The organism is Synechococcus sp. EJ6-Ellesmere, assembly GCF_024345875.1.
Classification (GTDB): Bacteria; Cyanobacteriota; Cyanobacteriia; order PCC-6307; family Cyanobiaceae; genus Regnicoccus_A; species Regnicoccus_A antarcticus.
Window position 1 is genome coordinate 1 of the sequence record NZ_JAGQBY010000061.1, and the last position, 16,429, is coordinate 16,429.

The window sequence follows — 16,429 nt, forward strand, 5'->3', positions numbered from 1 at the left end:
CGTGTCGGGCTCCTGCACTTCACCCTCTACCTCCACCGACACAGTTGAGGCGAAGCGAGGCTTAAGCGAACCCAGCCCCAGCCGTTGGCCTAAGACTGAGCGAGCCCCATCGGCGATCACCACAGCCCTGGAGTTGAGCGAGCCTCCCGCTGAGGTCTGCACGCACCAGTGATTCTCCTCCCGGGTGATCGCTTCCACGGCGGTGCCCTCAAGCAGATCAGCACCGCAGTCAACCGCCTGCTCCGCCAGAAAGTGATCCAGGCGTGAGCGGCGAACGATCCAGAAGGGTGCCTCCCCAGGCAGCTCGGCGATCACGGGATCCTCCAGGCACCAGGTGAAGCGCACTTTGGTGATCACCCGATCGACGGCCGGGGTGAGATCGAACGGGAAGAGGGCCTGCACGGAGGCGGCCATGCCACCACCACAGGGCTTCGGCCGGGGCAGGGTTCCTGCCTCAAGAAGCTTCACCTTCCAGCCCCGAGCGGCCAGGTGGTAGGCCGCCGCCGCCCCAGACGCGCCCGCGCCGACCACGATCACATCGGCATCAAAGCCTGACCCGGCTGCAGAGCTGGCCACGCTCAGACCTTGAGGATGTCGGCTTCCTTCTCCGCGAGGCTTTTCTCCAGTTCGACGATGAAGCGGTCGGTGAGCTTCTGCACCTTCTCCTGCTCATCGCGGCTCTGATCTTCGGAGAGCTCCCCGTCTTTCTCCTGTTTCTTGATCTTCTCGATCGCGTCGCGGCGGATGTTGCGCAGGGCCACCTTGCCGTCTTCGGCGTAGCGGGAGGCGAGTTTGCAGAACTCCTTGCGTCGGTCAGCCGTCAACGGGGGGATATTGATGCGGATCAGACGGCCATCGTTGTTGGGGGTGAGGCCCAGATCACTCATGGCAATGGCCTTCTCGATCGACGCCATCGCTGCGCTGTCGAAGGGCTGGATCTGGATCGTCTGGAAATCGGGGGTGGAGAGGCTGGCCACCGAACGCAGGGGTGTTTCGGCGCCGTAGTACTCAATGGTGATCTTGTCGAGCAGCGAGGGATTGGCCCGCCCGGTGCGAATGGTGTTGAAGGTGCGCTGGGTGGCTTCCAGCGACTTGCGCATGCTGGCGTCGAGATCCATGGGCGTTGCGGGGATTGACCGGGGTCAGCCGGCAGGAACGATGCGGGTGCCGATCGGCTCGCCGGCAATGGCGCGGCCGATGTTGCCGGGCCCGAACAGGTCGAAGACCACAATCGGGATGGCGTTGTCCTTGCAGAGGGCGATGGCGGTGCTGTCCATGACGGCCAGCTCACCGCTGAGCACGTCCTGAAAGGTGAGCTGGTCGTAGCGGATGGCGTCGGGATGGCAGGCCGGATCCTTGTCATACACCCCGTCCACTTTTGTGGCCTTGAGGTGAAGAAAGGGTTACCGCAACCGGCGCCGAACACCACCACCCGCCCCTTCTCAAGATGACGAATGGCTCGGCGCCGGATGTAGGGCTCGGCGATCTCCTGCATGGCGATGGCGGTCTGGACACGGGTGGGAACGCCATCACGCTCCAGGGCGTCCTGGAGCGTGATGGCGTTCATCACGGTGGCGAGCATGCCCACATAGTCGGCGGTGGCCCGGTCCATGCCGGCCGAGGAACCCTTGAGGCCGCGGAAGATGTTTCCTCCTCCCACCACGATGGCCAGTTCCTTGCCGGTGTTGACCACCGCCGACACATCCGCCGCAATGGCCTGGACGATGGCGGGATCGATGCCGTAGCCCTGCTCCCCCATCAGCGCCTCGCCGCTGAGTTTGAGCAGAACGCGCTGGTAAGCCATCGGAATTCCGCGCACGGCGAACACAGTCGGCGGCAGAGTAGCAAGCGCTCCCGCAATCGCTGAAGTGGCGCCTGCAAGGTTCAGAACTCGATGCCGGCCTGGGCTTTCACCCCCTGCTCGCGGAAGGGATGGCGCACCAGCTTCATCTCGGTCACGAGATCGGCCCGGTCGACCAGGCCCTGGGGAGCCCCCCGGCCCGTGAGGGCCACGTGGCTGAGCTCCGGGCGGAGATCGAGGCCCTCCAGCACCTGATCCAGCTCGAGATAGCCCAGTTTGAGGGCCACGTTGACCTCATCGAGCACCACCAGCTTGCGAGCGGGATCCGCGAGATACGCCAGGGACCGCTGCCAGGCCTGCTGCACCAGCTGCCGGTCCCGCTCCCTGTCCTGGGTCTCCCAGGTGAAGCCCTCTCCGAGGGCATGCCAGGCCAGATCATCACCGAAGAGCTGCAGGGCCCGGGCTTCCCCCGGCTGCCAGCCTCCCTTGATGAACTGCACCACCGCCACCCCCTCGCCATGACCCAGGGTTCGCAGCACCAGACCAAGGGCAGCCGTGGTCTTGCCCTTGCCATCTCCGGTGAACACCAGCACCAGCCCCTTCTCAAGGCTGCGTTCCCCCACCCGCTGCTGCTGCACCTCCCGGCGCCGTTGCATGCGGCGGCGGTAGGCCTCGGCGTCGCGCTCGGGGGCGAGATCCCCGCCGGGCCCCAGCTCTGCAACCACCTGATCGAGCGGGTCGGCCGCAGGAGAGTCGGACATGGACGCTGAGCTCGGCAACCGCTGGGCACTCTGGCGCGCTGGCTGGCTCAGAGGGTCAGTCGCTGGCGGGCCAGGGCCGCATCCACGGCCTGCTGCTGGTCCCGACGGGTGATCCAGTGGTGGTAGGTGCGGGTGTGGATCGCCACCGAGTGGCCCATCATCCGCGCCGCCACCGTGTCGGGCAGGCCGATGTGGATGGTGCGCACGGCCCAGGCATGGCGCAGGTCGTAGGGGGTGCAGGGGAGCTCGTAACGGCGAAACTGCTCGGCCACCCGACGGCCCACCTGCTGCAGGGTGGTGCGCCTGAGGTCGGTGCAGACAGCGGGGAGCCTGTCGCCGCTCTCGCCAAGGGGGGCCAGATCGAAACGGTCCACCCATTCGGGCTGGAAGGGCCACACCTGGTGCTCACCGGTCTTGGTGGTGGGCAGCACCCGGATCACCCGGTCGCCACCCTGGGCCAGAGCGGAGAGATCCGCGAAGAACACCTCGTGGTTGCGAAGGCCATAGGTGGCCATCAGGCCGTACACCAGCCGCCAACGGGGGTTGGGAATGCGCTCCACCCATTCCAGCAGCTGGGCATCGCTGGGCAGACGCCGGTACTGGGCCTGGTGCAGGCCATAGCCGGCGGCCCGCTCGCGCCAGTCGACGGGAAGGGGCAGCTCCAGCTGGCGGGCCAGGGCCGCCAGGGCGGTGCCGCACTGCTGACGGCTGCGGCTGGCAGGGGGATACGCCTCCAGAACCTGCACCAGCTGCTCGCTGTCGAGGGGCTCCCCCTGCTCCAGCCGGGCTCGCAGCCTGCGCAGGTAAGGCTGGTAGGCGGCACTCCAGGTGGTGCGGCTTCCGGCGGGATTGCGGCGGCGGCGGGGATCGCTGAAAAAGGCTTTCTCGAAGTCCTCGAGCCGCTCCAGCGCCGAAGCCGCTGCTGTGGGTCGGCCCCAGTCCCCCCAGTCGAAGCGACGCTGGCGCAGGGCCTGGCTCACCCGTTTCAGTTCCCGCCGGGCCTGGTTCAGGCCACTGGGGCTGGCCTCCAGGCCCAGGCTCAGGCGCTGCACCCGCTGGGGGCCTCCCCGTGGACAGGGCAGCGGACCGCGCAGGGCCAGCCGCCCCCCCCGTCGCTCCAGTCGCAGGGCCAGGCCGCTGGCCGCCAGGCGGGCATTCTCCTGGCTCAATGCGGCATCAATCGCGGCAAGGGAAGGGGTCAGGGCAGGGGTCAGGGCAGTGGGAGCCGGTGGCCGCCACCAGACGGTGGGTCGGCCGCCATGGCGGCGATGGGCGCGCCGACGTTATCGATCAGTGCCGCCTACCGCCAGCGGGCACCAGCAGGGTTACGCTCTGAGCCAATCAGTGGATCAGTTCAGGTATGGCCAGGGTCGGCGTCTTGCTGCTGAACCTCGGCGGGCCTGAGCGCATCGAAGACGTCGGCCCCTTTCTCTACAACCTGTTTGCTGATCCGGAGATCATCCGGCTGCCCACCCCCCTGCTGCAGAAGCCCCTGGCCTGGCTGATCAGCACCCTGCGCAGCAACAAATCCAAGGAGGCCTACCGCGCCATCGGCGGTGGCTCCCCCCTGCGCCGCATCACCGAGCAGCAGGCCCGCGAGCTCCAGAGTGAGCTGCGCCAGCAGGGCGTCCAGGCCACCACCTATGTGGCGATGCGCTACTGCCACCCGTTCACAGAGTCGGCCGTGGACGACATCAAAGCGAATTCGGTGGATCAAGTGGTGGTGCTGCCGCTCTATCCCCACTTCTCGATCAGCACCAGCGGTTCGAGCTTCCGCGAACTGCAGCGCCTGCGCCAGGCCGATCCCGCCTTCAGCAAATTGCCGATCCGCTGCATCCGCAGCTGGTACGACCATCCCGGCTACGTGCTGGCGATGGCCGAGCTGATCGCCGCTGGGGTGCGCAGCTGCCACGACCCCGCCTCCGCCCACGTGTTCTTCAGCGCCCACGGCGTGCCCAAGAGCTACGTGGAGGAAGCCGGTGATCCCTATCAGCAGGAGATCGAAGCCTGCTCCACTCTGGTGATGGCCAAGCTGGAACAACTGCTCGGCCATGGGAATCCCCACACCCTGGCCTATCAGAGCCGGGTGGGTCCGGTGGAGTGGCTCAAGCCCTACACCGACGAAGCCCTGGTGCGGCTTGGTGAGGAGGGGGTCCAGGAGTTGGTGGTGGTGCCGATCAGCTTCGTGAGCGAGCACATCGAGACCCTCGAGGAAATTGACATCGAATACCGGGAAATCGCCACTGAAGCCGGCATCAGCAACTTCGTGCGCGTGCCCGCTCTTGACACCTACCCCACCTTCATCAAGGGTCTGGCTGATCTGGTGCAACTGGCCCTGGCCGGCCCCGAAGTGAACCTGGATCAGGCCGCCTCCCTGCCCACCCAGGTGAAGCTCTACCCCCAGGACAAGTGGGCCTGGGGGTGGAACAACAGCTCCGAGGTCTGGAATGGACGCCTGGCCATGCTTGGTTTTTCGGCTTTTCTACTGGAGCTGTTGAGTGGCCGGGGTCCGCTTCATGCCATCGGTCTCCTCTAGACCTCGTGGACTCCTGGCCGGCCTGGTGAGTCTGCAGCTAGGCCTGGCCTTTGATCTGGGTCTGACTCCCCAGCCGGCCCGAGCGGAACTGCGCTGGGCCCGGGGGGTGTTCCCGATCGTCCACTTCGCTGGCTACACCAGTCATTTCGGCCGCCGGACCGGTCCAGGTGGCGGCAGGGAGATGCATTCCGGCCTCGACATCGCCGCGCCGCTCGGTTCGCCGATCCGCAACTGGTGGGCTGGCACTGTGGCCGACGTCTTCCATGACGGAAGCTGTGGAGTGGGGGTGGTGATCCGCTCTGGCGACTACGAGCACATGTACTGCCACCTGGCCGGAGCGGCGCATGGCGGCACCTATGCCAGTGGCCCGGTGCTGCTGCGCCCCGGCCAACGGGTGCGGGCTGGCCAGCTGATCGCTCATGTGGGCCTGAGCGGCCGTACCACGGGCCCCCACCTGCACTGGGGAATCCGCTACCGGGGCACCTGGCTCGATCCGGGCCTGATTCTCCGGGCTATGGTGCGCGGCCGGCGGTTGCAGCCACAGTCCCCGCAACAGTTCTCCCAAGGTCGGAAGTGAGCTCCTACGCTGACGGTCTTCGTTACGTGTGTTGCCCGCCACCGTGACCGTGACCACCGTGCCCTCGACAACTGTCAACCCCGCAGCCCATACAGCAGGGTCCTCTCCAGGCGATCAACACCCGATTCCCGCTGAGGCGGTTGCCCCCATCGTTCCCGGGCGGCTGAGCGGTGCTGATGCCCTGATGGATGCGCTCCATCGCCACGGCGTCACCGATGTGTTCGGCTACCCAGGCGGAGCGATCCTGCCCATCTACGACGCGCTGCACAAGGCCGAGAGCCGGGGCTGGTTGAAGCATGTGCTGGTGCGGCACGAACAGGGGGGCACCCACGCCGCAGATGCCTATGCCCGGCCCACCGGCCGGGTGGGGGTCTGCTTCGGCACCTCCGGGCCCGGCGCCACGAATCTGGTCACCGGCATCGCCACGGCCCAGATGGATTCGGTGCCGATGGTGGTGATCACCGGTCAGGTGCCCCGCGCCGCCATCGGTACCGACGCCTTCCAGGAAACCGACATCTTCGGCATCACCCTGCCGATCGTGAAGCACTCCTGGGTGGTGCGCGACCCCGCCGACATCGGCCGGATCGTGGCCGAGGCTTTCCTGATCGCCTCCACGGGCCGCCCTGGTCCGGTGCTGATTGATGTCCCCAAGGATGTGGGGCTCGAGGAGTTCGACTACACCCCCGTGGAGCCGGGCACGGCCATCCCGGCGGGCTACCAGGTGCCCGGTGGTCCCGCCCCTGAGGCGATCGCCCAGGCGATCGAGCTGATCCGCCAGGCTCGCCGCCCATTGCTGTATGTGGGTGGCGGCGCCATCAGCTCCGGCGCCCACACCTCCCTGATCGCCCTGGCCGAGCGTTTCCAGCTGCCGGTCACCACCACCTTGATGGGCAAGGGGGCCTTTGATGAGCGCCATCCACTGGCGGTGGGCATGCTGGGGATGCACGGCACCGCCTACGCGAACTTCGCGGTCACCGAGTGCGATCTGCTGATCGCCGCCGGCGCCCGCTTCGACGACCGGGTCACCGGGCGTCTCGACAGCTTCGCTCCCCGCGCCCAGGTGATCCACATCGACATCGATGCGGCTGAGGTGGGCAAGAACCGCCTGCCGGAGGTGCCGATCGTCTCTGATGTGCGCCTGGCGCTGGAGGCCCTTCTGGAGGCCTCAGTCGGGGAGAGCGACAACGGACGCACGGGTCCCTGGCTGGAGCGCATCAGCCGCTGGAAGCGTCATTACCCGCTGGTGATCCCCACCCCGGAAGGGGCCATCGCCCCCCAGGAGGTCGTGATGGCCCTGCGCGACCTGGCCCCTGACGCCTTCGTCACCACGGATGTCGGTCAGCACCAGATGTGGGCCGCCCAGTATCTGAACAACCCACCGCGCCACTGGATCAGCAGCAGCGGCCTGGGCACCATGGGCTTCGGACTGCCGGCGGCCATGGGTGTGCAGGTGGCCTTCCCTGACGACCAGGTGATCTGCGTGGCCGGCGACGCCAGCATCCTGATGAACATCCAGGAACTGGGCACCCTCTCCCAGTACGACCTGCCCGTGAAGGTGGTGATCCTCAACAACGGCTGGCAGGGGATGGTGAGGCAGTGGCAGGAGAGTTTCTACGGCGAGCGTTACTCCGCCTCGGAGATGACCCGTGGGATGCCTGATTTCCCACGGCTGGCCGAAGCCTTCGGTGTGAGAGGGGTGGGGATCAGCGAGCGGGCCAGCTTGCGCGAACAGCTGGCCGAGGCCCTGGCCCATCCAGGTCCCGCTCTGATCGACGTGCGTGTGCGCCGCAACGAGAACTGCTACCCGATGGTGCCCCCCGGCGCCAGCAACGCTCAGATGGTCGGTCTTCCCAGCCATCCAGAACTGGCCATCGACACCACCCGCCAATGCGGCTCTTGTGGCTTCAGTACCGAAAGCGCCCATCTCTTCTGCCCCAGCTGCGGCGCCAAGCTCTGATCCCCCTTCCTCTGCTCCTGGCCTTGATCCTGGCGATGGGCCTGCTGCTCGATCCCCTCGCTGCCCTGCCGGCTGCCGCCGCAGAGGTGTTGCAGGTGCGCAGTGGTGTGCTGCTCCAGGTGGGCGATCAGAACCGCAGCTACCCGGTGCAGCTGGGCTGCATCAGCGTGACTCCCGAGCAGTCAGGAGCCGCCGAAGACTGGCTGCGCCAGGAACTGCCACGTCGCACTCGCGTGAATCTGCGTCCGCTGGGCTCCGCTGACGGGGTGCTGCTCGCCCGTGTTCAGGTGTTGAGGGGAGGGGATGACCTGGGCTCAGGCCTGGTCAGTGCCGGCCTGGCCCAGCCCTTGCCGTCGCTGATTCGCCCAGAAGGCTGTCCGTCCAGCGAGGACGACCCCAAGGAATTATGAGCTTGAACCGCACCGCGAAGGGAATTGTGCTGGTGCCGACCCTGTTGCTTGGAGGGGCCTTCCTCAGCGCCGCACTCTGGAACGGTGATGGCTCGGACGCCAATCGCCCCCTGGCCCTGGGTATCGCTGCGTTGCTCCTGGCCGGAGGCCTGCTCACCCAGCTGCTGCCGGAGGGGCAACCGGAGGCCGAACCGGATGACAACACTGCCCCGTAGGCGAGACGGGCAGCCGCAGCCCCGTCCTGATCGGTTTCAGCGGCGTGGGGCCACCGGCGGCGGAGAGCCAGTTGGGCCAGCCCCTTTGGTTCTGGATTGCTGCTCCACCAACCGGAAGTACTCCGGTGTTGGATAGAAGGCGTAGGTGTCCTTGGTCTGTTTGACGATCTGATCCATCACGGCGCTGAGATCAGCAGCCTGAACGGTGAGTTTGTTGCGGTCGGGGATGCTGGCCATCGCCTTTTGCAGCGAGGCGTAGTCGAAGAAAAAGAGCCCGCGCTCCCCCTGAGGCGTCTTGACGGTGATCAGCGGCTTGGTGAAAAACACAGGCACGGAGAGACCCTCCTGAATCGCCTTCTGATCGAGGCCCTGCTTGCTCAGCAGGCTTCGGGCCTGGCTCAGATCGGAGGATGTGGGAATCACCGGTGAGAGCAGCTTGCGGTCCTTCAACGACTTGTTGAGCTCCTGGACTCGCTCCAGGGCCACATTCATTGGCATGGGCAGCACCCCGGCCTTGATGGTGGGGTTGGCCTTGAGAAAGGCAGCCAATTCCTGCTCGGCCTTGCTCCGATCGAGATAAAGAGGCAGCACCAGGGCCTTGTCCCGTTGCAGGGGAAGGGGGATTCCCTTGGAATCGGTGAGCACGAAGATCGGGATCACCGCCAGCTTCTTCATGGCCTCCTGCTGGGGAATGGCCAGCGCTGGCAGTGGCTGAAGCAGGCCCACCAGTCCGGCGTAGCCGGCCAGCAGAGCAATCAGGCGGTGGCGAAGCGAACACCCCGCAGGGGAGGCGGGCAGTGAAGCCAGCATTGGAGCGGTGGGGCCCGGCATGCGTCCCTCGAAGAGAAGATCAAACCTAGGAACAGAGCAGCACGTAATCTCGCTGAGCTGGACGGTACAGGCCATGACCACTGGCGGACTGGGAAGCGGGCCACCTCCCGCCCCAGAGCACGGGGTGCGGCTTCCCCTCTGGAGCGTCGGTGTCGGGCTGGCGGCTGTGCTCGTGGGAGTTCAGAGCCTGGCGGCCAGTACCCCCTTTCCCCAGGAGGTGCTGATGCTGCTGCCCAGTGAAGGGTTGCTGGCGGGGGTGGGAGATGGCCTGCGCCGCGGTTACGGACTGGCCATGGAGGAGACCAGGGCCTGCGGCCTGCGCCCCCCAAGCCAGGGACTGGGCTGGCTTCCGCCGGAGAAGGATCCAGAGGCCCTGTTGCTCGGCGTCCCGATGCCGGAGCTGTTGATCGCCCCTCCTGCGGTCAATCTGCTGCCCTTCGGACGGCTCGCCCAGAGCCGGGGGGTGAACGTGCTTCTGCCGTTGCAACGGGGCTACTCCCTGCAGCGCCTGCCCAGCCAGGTGGGCGCCGACAGGATCTGGCCGGTCCTGCCGTCGCGGAGCCTCGAAGCCGATCGGCTGGCGAGGGGGCTGCTGGAGGACAACAAGGGCAAGGTGATGGTGATCCATGACGGCGGAGCGGAGCAGGCGGCCCTGGCCGATCGCTTCGTGGAGACGATCGAAGGCAGCGGTGGCTGGACCGTGGGCCCCACCAACGACCCCGAGGCGATCGTGGAACCCGACGCCAAGGTGATGACCCAGCTGCGTGATGACGTGGGCTGGTACACCCCCTCCTCCTTGGTGGTGATGACAACTCCGGGCAGCCCCCTGGCCAAGGCTGTAGCCGAACTCGACCTCCCCGAGAACCTGACGCTGGTCTGGCCCTTTCCAGTGAGCGAGCCCTTGCCCCTGGCCCAGTTGGGCGTCGACTCCCTCAGCCGCGGGCCGGGCTGGGACCGGTTTGAGCTGGCCTTCAAGCAACGCCACGGCTATGCCCCGGGGCTGGTGGAGGCTGCCGGCTTCGACACCGGCCAGCTGGTGGCGGTCTCTTCTCTCGCCGGGCAGAAAACGAGAACCTGGTCTCTGGATTGGCTCGATCCCAAGGCCAAGCCCCTCGATCTCTGCGATGCCCTCAAGGCCCGGCGGGCCGGCAAACCGGTGGCCCTGCGGGGGGCCGCCAGCCGCCTTGACCTCGCGCCCGGCACCCCTCCGGCCGGGGAGCTGCGGCTGACGCCGCTGAAGGCAGACCCGGCCGCCAGCCGTTCCTAGCCTGGGTCTCTGCCCGAGTCGATCGCCATGGGCCCCAACCCAACCATCCCCCCCCCCCCATGAGCAACGCACCTCTGCTGCGGCTCTTTGAAGAGGTGGGCATCGGTGCCATTGCTGAGGTGGGCGGCAAGAACGCTTCTCTGGGGGAAATGATCCGGGAGCTGACCAGCCAGGGCGTGAGGGTGCCCGGCGGTTTCGCCACCACCGCCGCCGCTTACCGGCTGTTCCTGAAGTGCAATGGCCTGGAGGTCCCCCTGCGGGCCATCCTGGGCCAGCTCGACAGCGGCGATCTCACGGCCCTGCAGCAGGCTGGTCGGCGCGCACGGGAGCTGATCCTTGGGGCTTCACTGCCGCCGGAGCTCGTCGATGCCGTGGCGGCTGCTTATGCCGAGCTGGGGGCCGGGCCTGTGGCAGTTCGCTCCAGTGCCACCGCGGAGGATCTGCCCGATGCCAGCTTCGCCGGCCAGCAGGAGACCTTCCTGAACGTGCGCGGAGAACACGATCTGCTGGCCGCCTGCCTGCGCTGCTACAGCTCCCTGTTCACCGATCGGGCCATCTCCTACCGCCAGATCAACGGCTTCGATCACCTGGAGGTGGCCCTCTCCATCGGCGTGCAGCGGATGGTGCGCTCCGACCTGGGCGCCGCCGGAGTGATGTTCACGATCGACACCGAAACCGGCTTCCGTAACGCCGTGCTGCTCAATGCGGCCTATGGCCTTGGCGAGAACGTGGTTCAGGGTGCTGTGAATCCCGATGAAATCCTGTTGTTCAAGCCCACTCTGCGGGAGGGCTATGCCGCGATCGTGAGCAAGCATCTGGGCAGCAAGGCGATCCGGATGGTGTATGACGACGGCGGCACGGTGCGCAACGAACCCGTGCCGCTGTCGGAGCGCGGCCGTTATGCCATCAGCGATGAAGAGGCCCTCACCCTGGGCCGTTGGGCCTGCCTGATCGAAGACCACTACAGCGCCCGCCATGGGACGGCCACACCGATGGACATCGAGTGGGCCCGCGACGGAGAAAGCGGCGAGCTGTTCATTCTTCAGGCCCGTCCTGAAACGGTTGAATCCAGACGGTCGGGCTCGGTGCTCTGTCGCTGGCATCTCAAGCCCCATCATGCGGAGCTGATCACCCACGGACGCGCCATCGGAGCCTCGATCAGCAGTGGCCGCGCCCGGGTGATCCTCAACCCCAGTGGCATCGACCGATTCGAAGTTGGCGATCTGCTGGTGACCGAGCGCACCGACCCCGACTGGGAACCGATCCTCAAGAAGGCCCGGGGGGTGATCACCAACCAGGGGGGACGCACCTGCCACGCGGCGATCATTGCCCGAGAGATGGGCATCACCGCGGTGGTGGGCTGTGGCGACGCCACCGAACGCATCCAGGACGGGGAAGCGATCACGATCAGCTGCGCCGAAGGCGAAGACGGCATGGTCTACCGGGGACTGCTGCGCTACGAGAAGGAGGAGCAGAAGCTGGAGCACTTGCCACCCACGCGCACCCGCATCCTGATGAACGTGGGGAACCCGGAGAAGGCCTTCCGCTTCGCGGCCATCCCCTGCGACGGCGTTGGTCTGGCCCGGTTGGAGTTCATCATCGCCAACCACATCCGGGTGCACCCGATGGCTTTGCTGCAGCATGAGCGGGTGAGCGATCCAGCAGAGCGCGAGGCCATCGCCAGCCTCACCGCCGGCTACGACGACCCCACCGAGTACTACGTGGACCGGCTCGCCCAGGGGATGGCACGGATCGCGGCGGCCTTCCATCCCAGACCGGTGGTCTTGCGCTTCTCCGACTTCAAGAGCAATGAGTACGCCCGCCTGCTCGGTGGCAGGGCCTTTGAGCCCATCGAAGCGAATCCCATGATCGGCTGGAGGGGAGCGGCCCGCTACACCTCCCCGGGATTCCGGGCGGCCTTCGGCCTGGAATGCAGCGCCCTGCTGCGGGTTCGCCGCCAGATGGGTCTGCGCAACACCATTCCGATGGTGCCCTTCTGCCGCACCCCGGAGGAGGGCGAGCGGGTGCTCGAGGAGATGGCCCGCCACGGCCTGGTGCGCGGGGAGGACGATCTCAAGGTGTATGTGATGTGCGAGCTGCCCAGCAACGTGATCGGCGCTGAAGCCTTCTCGCAGCATTTCGATGGTTTCTCGATCGGCACCAACGACCTCACCCAGCTCACCCTCGGCATCGACCGTGACTCCTCCCTGGTGGCCGACCTCTTCGATGAACGTCATCCGATCGTTCAGGAGATGATCCACCTCGCCATCCAAACCGCCCACCGCTGCGGCCGTCCGATCGGCCTCTGCGGCCAGGCCCCCAGTGACTACCCAGAATTCGCCCGCTTTCTGGTGAACGAAGGCATCAATTCGATCAGCCTCAACCCCGATGCGGTGATCGCCACCCGGTTGGCGATCGCCGCGATCGAGGCTGAACTGGCGGCTTCCAGCTGAAGCGACAGCAGGTTTGAGTCGGTCGGGAGGAGGGGCCGATAGCGTCACCTCTCGTCGCGCTGTTTCATGTCAGGCCCGACTACCCGTCTGTGGGACGAGAACCACCAGGATCTACCGTTTCACGCCCTTGAAGGCGCTGCGCTGGTGACCCGGCTGGGCAGCGATCCCGAGCGAGGTCTGAGCGACGAGGAAGCGGCCCGGCGCCTCTCCCGCTTCGGTCCCAATCAGCTCACGGCGCTACCGGGGCGGCCAGGCTGGCTCCGCTTTCTTGACCAGTTCCACAATCCGCTGCTTTACACCCTGCTGGTCACGGGCCTGATCAAGCTCTGGATCGACTCCCTCGGCGAAGCGCTGGTGATCTGGAGCGTGACGCTGATCAATGCGGTGATCGGCTTCGTGCAGGAGGATCGGGCCGAGTCCTCGATCGCGGCACTGGCCCAGTCGGTGCGTACGCAGGTGGATGCGGTGCGTGGCGGACGGGAGCTCCGCCTGCCCTCCGAGCAGCTGGTGATCGGCGATCTGGTGCGGCTGAGCGCTGGCGCCAGGGTGCCCGCTGACCTGCGCCTGCTTCAGGTGCGTGAACTGCGGCTGGATGAATCGGCGCTCACGGGGGAATCCCTGCCGGTGTCGAAATCGGCTCAGGCGGCGCCTGTGGATGCCGCCCTGGGGGATCGCCTTGGCATGGCTCATGCCGGCAGCTTCGTCACCGCTGGTCAGGCCACAGGGCTGGTGGTGGCCTGCGCCGGAGCCAGCGAAGTGGGTCAGATCTCCACGGTGCTGCGTCAGCGCCAGAGCCTGAGCACCCCACTCACCCGCAAATTCCAGCGTTTCAGCCAGACGCTGCTGAAGCTGATCCTGGTGCTGGCCGCCCTCACCTTTGCGGTGGGTCTGATCCGGCAACGGAGTTCCGCTGAGATGTTCGACGGGGCCGTGGCCCTGGCCGTGGGGGCGATCCCCGAGGAGCTGCCGGCGATCGTGACCGTCACCCTGGCGATCGGCGTCAAGCGCATGGCCCGGCGCAACGCGATCATCCGCAAGCTGCCGGCCGTGGAAGCCCTTGGCAGTACCACGGTGATCTGCTCTGACAAAACCGGCACCCTCACCCAGAACAGGATGCTGGTGCGGGAGATCTACGCCGCAGGCGACCTGTGCACGCTCGAAAGCCTCTGGGACCAGGAGTCCCTGGTGGCCAACCGGGCCATGGGCGAAACCCTCCTGGCGGGGTTGCTCTGCAATGACGCCCGCCACAGTGAGGAGGGCGGGCTGGTGGGGGACCCCACGGAAACGGCGCTGCTGGTCGCGGCCCGCTCCGCCGGCCTGGATCATGAGCGCAGCCTGATCGAGCACCCCCGGCGGGATGCGATTCCGTTCGAGTCCGAACGGCAGTACATGGCCACCCTGCACGGGAGTGCACGCATCCTGGTGAAGGGCTCGGTGGAGGCGGTGCTGCCCCGCTGCCTCAGCCAGCTGAATGCCACTGGCAGCGATGAGCCCCTTGATGACGAGGCCATTCATGAGGCTGTGGCCTCGATGGCTGGCCGCGGCCAGCGAGTGCTGGCTTTTGCGGTGGGCTTGGCGCAGCCCCAGCAACCCAGCCTCGAGGAACACCATGTGGCCCGGGGCCTGCAGTTCGTGGGTCTGCAGGGGATGCTCGATCCCCCCAGGCCTGAGGTGATCGCGGCCGTGGCAGCCTGCCGCGCCGCGGGCATCCGGGTGAAGATGATCACCGGCGATCACCTTGAGACAGCCCTGGCGATCGCCGGCCAGATCGGCCTGGGCAGCGGAGACGGCCCCCTGGAAGGCCTCGATGGCCCGGCCCTCACCCGGCTTGCGCCCGACAGCCTGGCCAGCAGCGTGGAGCGTCTGGATGTGTTCGCCCGGGTGGCCCCGGCCCAGAAACTCGAGCTGGTGCGGGCGCTGCAGGCCAACGGTGAAATCGTGGCCATGACCGGCGATGGGGTCAACGACGCCCCGGCCCTGAAGCAGGCTGATATTGGCATCGCCATGGGCAGAGGTGGCACCGAAGTGGCCCGGGAAGCCGCCGACATGCTGCTCACCGACGACAACTTCGCCACGATCGAGGCCGCCGTGGAGGAGGGTCGCGCCGTTTACCTGAACCTGCGCAAATCACTGGCCTTCGTGTTGCCGGTGAACGGGGCCGCCTCGATGACCATCCTGCTGGCCGCGCTGCTGGGCCTGGAGTTGCCCGTCACGGCGCTGCAGGTGCTCTGGCTGAACATGGTGAGCTCGCTGACGATGTCGGTGCCGCTGGCTTTTGAGCCCAGGTGCGAAGGGTTGATGCTCCAGCCGCCCAGGCCTCCGCGTCAACCCCTGCTCACAGGCGGACTGATCCAGCGAATTCTGCTGGTGTCGATGTTCAACTGGGCCCTGATCTTCAGCCTCTTCGCCTGGGGGCGCCACGATGGCCTTGATCTGGCCGGCGCCCGCACCATGGCGGTGCAGGGGCTGGTGCTGGCCCAGATGGTCTATCTGCTCAGCATCAGCCAGGTGAGCAAGGGGCTCCACCGCCTCGGCGAGAGGGGATGGGGCCAGCTGACTCAGGCTCCGGTGCTGCTGCTGGGTCTGGCTCTGGCCCTGATGCTTCAGGTGACCTTCAGTCAGCTGGCGTGGATGAACCAGCTCTTTGGAACCGAGGCCCTGAGCCTGAAGCAGTGGCTGATCTGCGCTCTGCCGATGCTGCCGATGCTGCCTGTGGCCCTGGCTGGACAACGGCTGGATCCCACCACTGATCCAACGGGACGTGAGCTGGTGCCTGTGGAGCGCAGAGCTTGAGCCCCCAGGCCTGGATTGCCCTGGCCACGGCGGTGGCCGTGCTCATGGCCACCGCCACCGGTCTGACCCAGTTCACGGCGGCGGCTCTGCTGGGGGCGTCCCTGGTGATCTTCACCGGTGTGATCAGCCTGCCGGAGGCGGCCAGCAGCGTGGCCCAGGCCCAGGGCACGCTCACACTGCTGTTCGGAATGATGGTGGTGGTGCAGGCCCTGGAGGCCACCGGGGCTTTCCCCGTGCTGGCCCATCGCCTGATGAAGGCATCCCAGGGTGAAGGGCGGAGGCTGCTGCTCGGCCTGGTGCTGCTCACCAGCGCCATTTGTGCCTGGTTGCCGAATGCCGCCACGGTGTTGCTGATCGGCCCGTTGCTGCCGCCGCTGGCCAGGGAATTGGACCTGGATCCGCGCCCGCTGCTGATTCTGCTGGTGCTCACGGCCAACAGCGCCGGCTTGCTGACCGTGATCGGCGATCCAGCCACCTACCTGGTGGCCAGCCAGATCGGCCTGGGCTTCCTCGCCTACGGGCAGCAGGTGGCCAGCGCCGGCGCCCTCAGTCTGTTGATGGTGCTGCTCACCCTGCCCTGGCTGTACCGCAGCACCTGGAGACTGCGGCTGCCTGCCCTGCAGCTGGAAGCGCCACGGCTGCTCCATCCCTGGGCCTTCACCCTGCTGCTGCTGGTCGTGCTGGTGATGCTGCCGCTGTTCCTCTGGGGTGAGGGGCTGCCGATTCCACTCAGGCCCGAGGGCACGGCATTGGCGGGGGCGACGGTGAGCCTGGTGGGGGGGCAACGCAGCCGCATGATCAGTGTGGAACGCCTGCTCTCCCGGCCCG

General features: G+C 66.9%; 14 protein-coding genes and 1 pseudogene. 9 read left to right on the forward strand and 6 right to left on the reverse strand.

Annotation, left to right across the window (positions count from 1 at the left end; translation table 11 throughout):
- From KBY78_RS08205 to KBY78_RS08225, 5 genes and pseudogenes are all read right to left on the reverse strand, one after another.
- Positions 1-576 (reverse strand): FAD-dependent oxidoreductase (locus KBY78_RS08205; protein ID WP_255143180.1); only part of this gene is annotated, 576 nt, incomplete at its 3' end.
- A 2-nt stretch (positions 577-578) separates the two neighbouring features.
- Positions 579-1,118 (reverse strand): ribosome recycling factor, encoded by a 540-nt coding sequence (frr, locus tag KBY78_RS08210; RefSeq protein WP_255143181.1) that lies wholly within the window; start codon positions 1,116-1,118, stop codon positions 579-581.
- Between the two features lie 24 nt (positions 1,119-1,142).
- Positions 1,143-1,804, reverse strand: a pseudogene (pyrH, locus tag KBY78_RS08215) (UMP kinase).
- 80 nt (positions 1,805-1,884) lie between these two features.
- Entirely contained in the window at positions 1,885-2,562 is a 678-nt protein-coding gene (gene cobO / locus KBY78_RS08220; RefSeq protein ID WP_255143182.1) for a cob(I)yrinic acid a,c-diamide adenosyltransferase, read from the reverse strand.
- A 47-nt stretch (positions 2,563-2,609) separates the two neighbouring features.
- Positions 2,610-3,731 carry a site-specific integrase gene (locus KBY78_RS08225; RefSeq protein ID WP_255143183.1) on the reverse strand — a complete coding sequence of 374 codons (1,122 nt, stop codon included), beginning with the start codon at positions 3,729-3,731 and terminating at the stop codon, positions 2,610-2,612.
- A 191-nt stretch (positions 3,732-3,922) separates the two neighbouring features.
- Between KBY78_RS08225 and hemH the strand changes: the two genes are divergently transcribed.
- The 5 genes from hemH to KBY78_RS08250 all read left to right on the forward strand — a co-directional run bounded on the left by hemH (position 3,923) and on the right by KBY78_RS08250 (position 8,257).
- Complete coding sequence (hemH, locus tag KBY78_RS08230; RefSeq protein ID WP_255143184.1) at positions 3,923-5,098, forward strand: ferrochelatase; 1,176 nt, start codon at positions 3,923-3,925, stop codon at positions 5,096-5,098.
- 25 nt (positions 5,099-5,123) lie between these two features.
- Complete coding sequence (locus KBY78_RS08235; RefSeq protein WP_006171198.1) at positions 5,124-5,675, forward strand: M23 family metallopeptidase; 552 nt, start codon at positions 5,124-5,126, stop codon at positions 5,673-5,675.
- A 184-nt stretch (positions 5,676-5,859) separates the two neighbouring features.
- The gene (ilvB, locus tag KBY78_RS08240) at positions 5,860-7,632 is read left to right on the forward strand and encodes a biosynthetic-type acetolactate synthase large subunit (protein ID WP_399215561.1); all 1,773 of its coding nucleotides are present in this window, start codon (positions 5,860-5,862) and stop codon (positions 7,630-7,632) included.
- 23 nt (positions 7,633-7,655) lie between these two features.
- On the forward strand, positions 7,656-8,042 hold the full coding sequence (locus KBY78_RS08245; protein WP_255143185.1) for a hypothetical protein: 387 nt from the start codon (positions 7,656-7,658) through the stop codon (positions 8,040-8,042).
- Positions 8,039-8,257, forward strand: a complete 219-nt coding sequence (locus tag KBY78_RS08250; RefSeq protein ID WP_255143186.1) for a GIVxVP protein — start codon at positions 8,039-8,041, stop codon at positions 8,255-8,257. Before KBY78_RS08245 ends, KBY78_RS08250 begins: the two co-directional genes overlap by 4 nt.
- A gap of 36 nt (positions 8,258-8,293) precedes the next feature.
- Here KBY78_RS08250 and KBY78_RS08255 read toward each other — a convergent pair whose 3' ends face one another.
- On the reverse strand, positions 8,294-9,067 hold the full coding sequence (locus KBY78_RS08255) for a Tic22 family protein (protein WP_255143187.1): 774 nt from the start codon (positions 9,065-9,067) through the stop codon (positions 8,294-8,296).
- A 94-nt stretch (positions 9,068-9,161) separates the two neighbouring features.
- On the opposite strand from KBY78_RS08255, the gene KBY78_RS08260 reads away from it, so the two are divergent.
- The 4 genes from KBY78_RS08260 to KBY78_RS08275 all read left to right on the forward strand — a co-directional run.
- A complete protein-coding gene (locus tag KBY78_RS08260) occupies positions 9,162-10,355 on the forward strand; it encodes a histidine kinase (protein WP_255143188.1) in 1,194 nt (397 codons plus the stop codon).
- A gap of 59 nt (positions 10,356-10,414) precedes the next feature.
- Entirely contained in the window at positions 10,415-12,808 is a 2,394-nt protein-coding gene (gene ppsA, locus KBY78_RS08265; RefSeq protein ID WP_255143189.1) for a phosphoenolpyruvate synthase, read from the forward strand.
- A 66-nt stretch (positions 12,809-12,874) separates the two neighbouring features.
- On the forward strand, positions 12,875-15,601 hold the full coding sequence (locus KBY78_RS08270) for an HAD-IC family P-type ATPase (protein WP_255143190.1): 2,727 nt from the start codon (positions 12,875-12,877) through the stop codon (positions 15,599-15,601).
- Positions 15,598-16,429 (forward strand): SLC13 family permease (locus tag KBY78_RS08275; RefSeq protein WP_255143191.1); only part of this gene is annotated, 832 nt, incomplete at its 3' end. The genes KBY78_RS08270 and KBY78_RS08275, both read left to right, overlap by 4 nt.

Excerpts from the sequence above, each read along its gene's own strand:
- frr (WP_255143181.1), bottom strand. The coding sequence starts at position 1,118 with ATGGATCTCGACGCCAGCATGCGCAAGTCGCTGGAAGCCACCCAGCGC.
- cobO (WP_255143182.1), bottom strand. The coding sequence starts at position 2,562 with ATGTCCGACTCTCCTGCGGCCGACCCGCTCGATCAGGTGGTTGCAGAG.
- hemH (WP_255143184.1), top strand. The coding sequence starts at position 3,923 with ATGGCCAGGGTCGGCGTCTTGCTGCTGAACCTCGGCGGGCCTGAGCGC.
- ilvB (WP_399215561.1), top strand. The coding sequence starts at position 5,860 with ATGGATGCGCTCCATCGCCACGGCGTCACCGATGTGTTCGGCTACCCA.
- KBY78_RS08250 (WP_255143186.1), top strand. The coding sequence starts at position 8,039 with ATGAGCTTGAACCGCACCGCGAAGGGAATTGTGCTGGTGCCGACCCTG.
- KBY78_RS08255 (WP_255143187.1), bottom strand. The coding sequence starts at position 9,067 with ATGCTGGCTTCACTGCCCGCCTCCCCTGCGGGGTGTTCGCTTCGCCAC.
- KBY78_RS08260 (WP_255143188.1), top strand. The coding sequence starts at position 9,162 with ATGACCACTGGCGGACTGGGAAGCGGGCCACCTCCCGCCCCAGAGCAC.
- ppsA (WP_255143189.1), top strand. The coding sequence starts at position 10,415 with ATGAGCAACGCACCTCTGCTGCGGCTCTTTGAAGAGGTGGGCATCGGT.
- KBY78_RS08270 (WP_255143190.1), top strand. The coding sequence starts at position 12,875 with ATGTCAGGCCCGACTACCCGTCTGTGGGACGAGAACCACCAGGATCTA.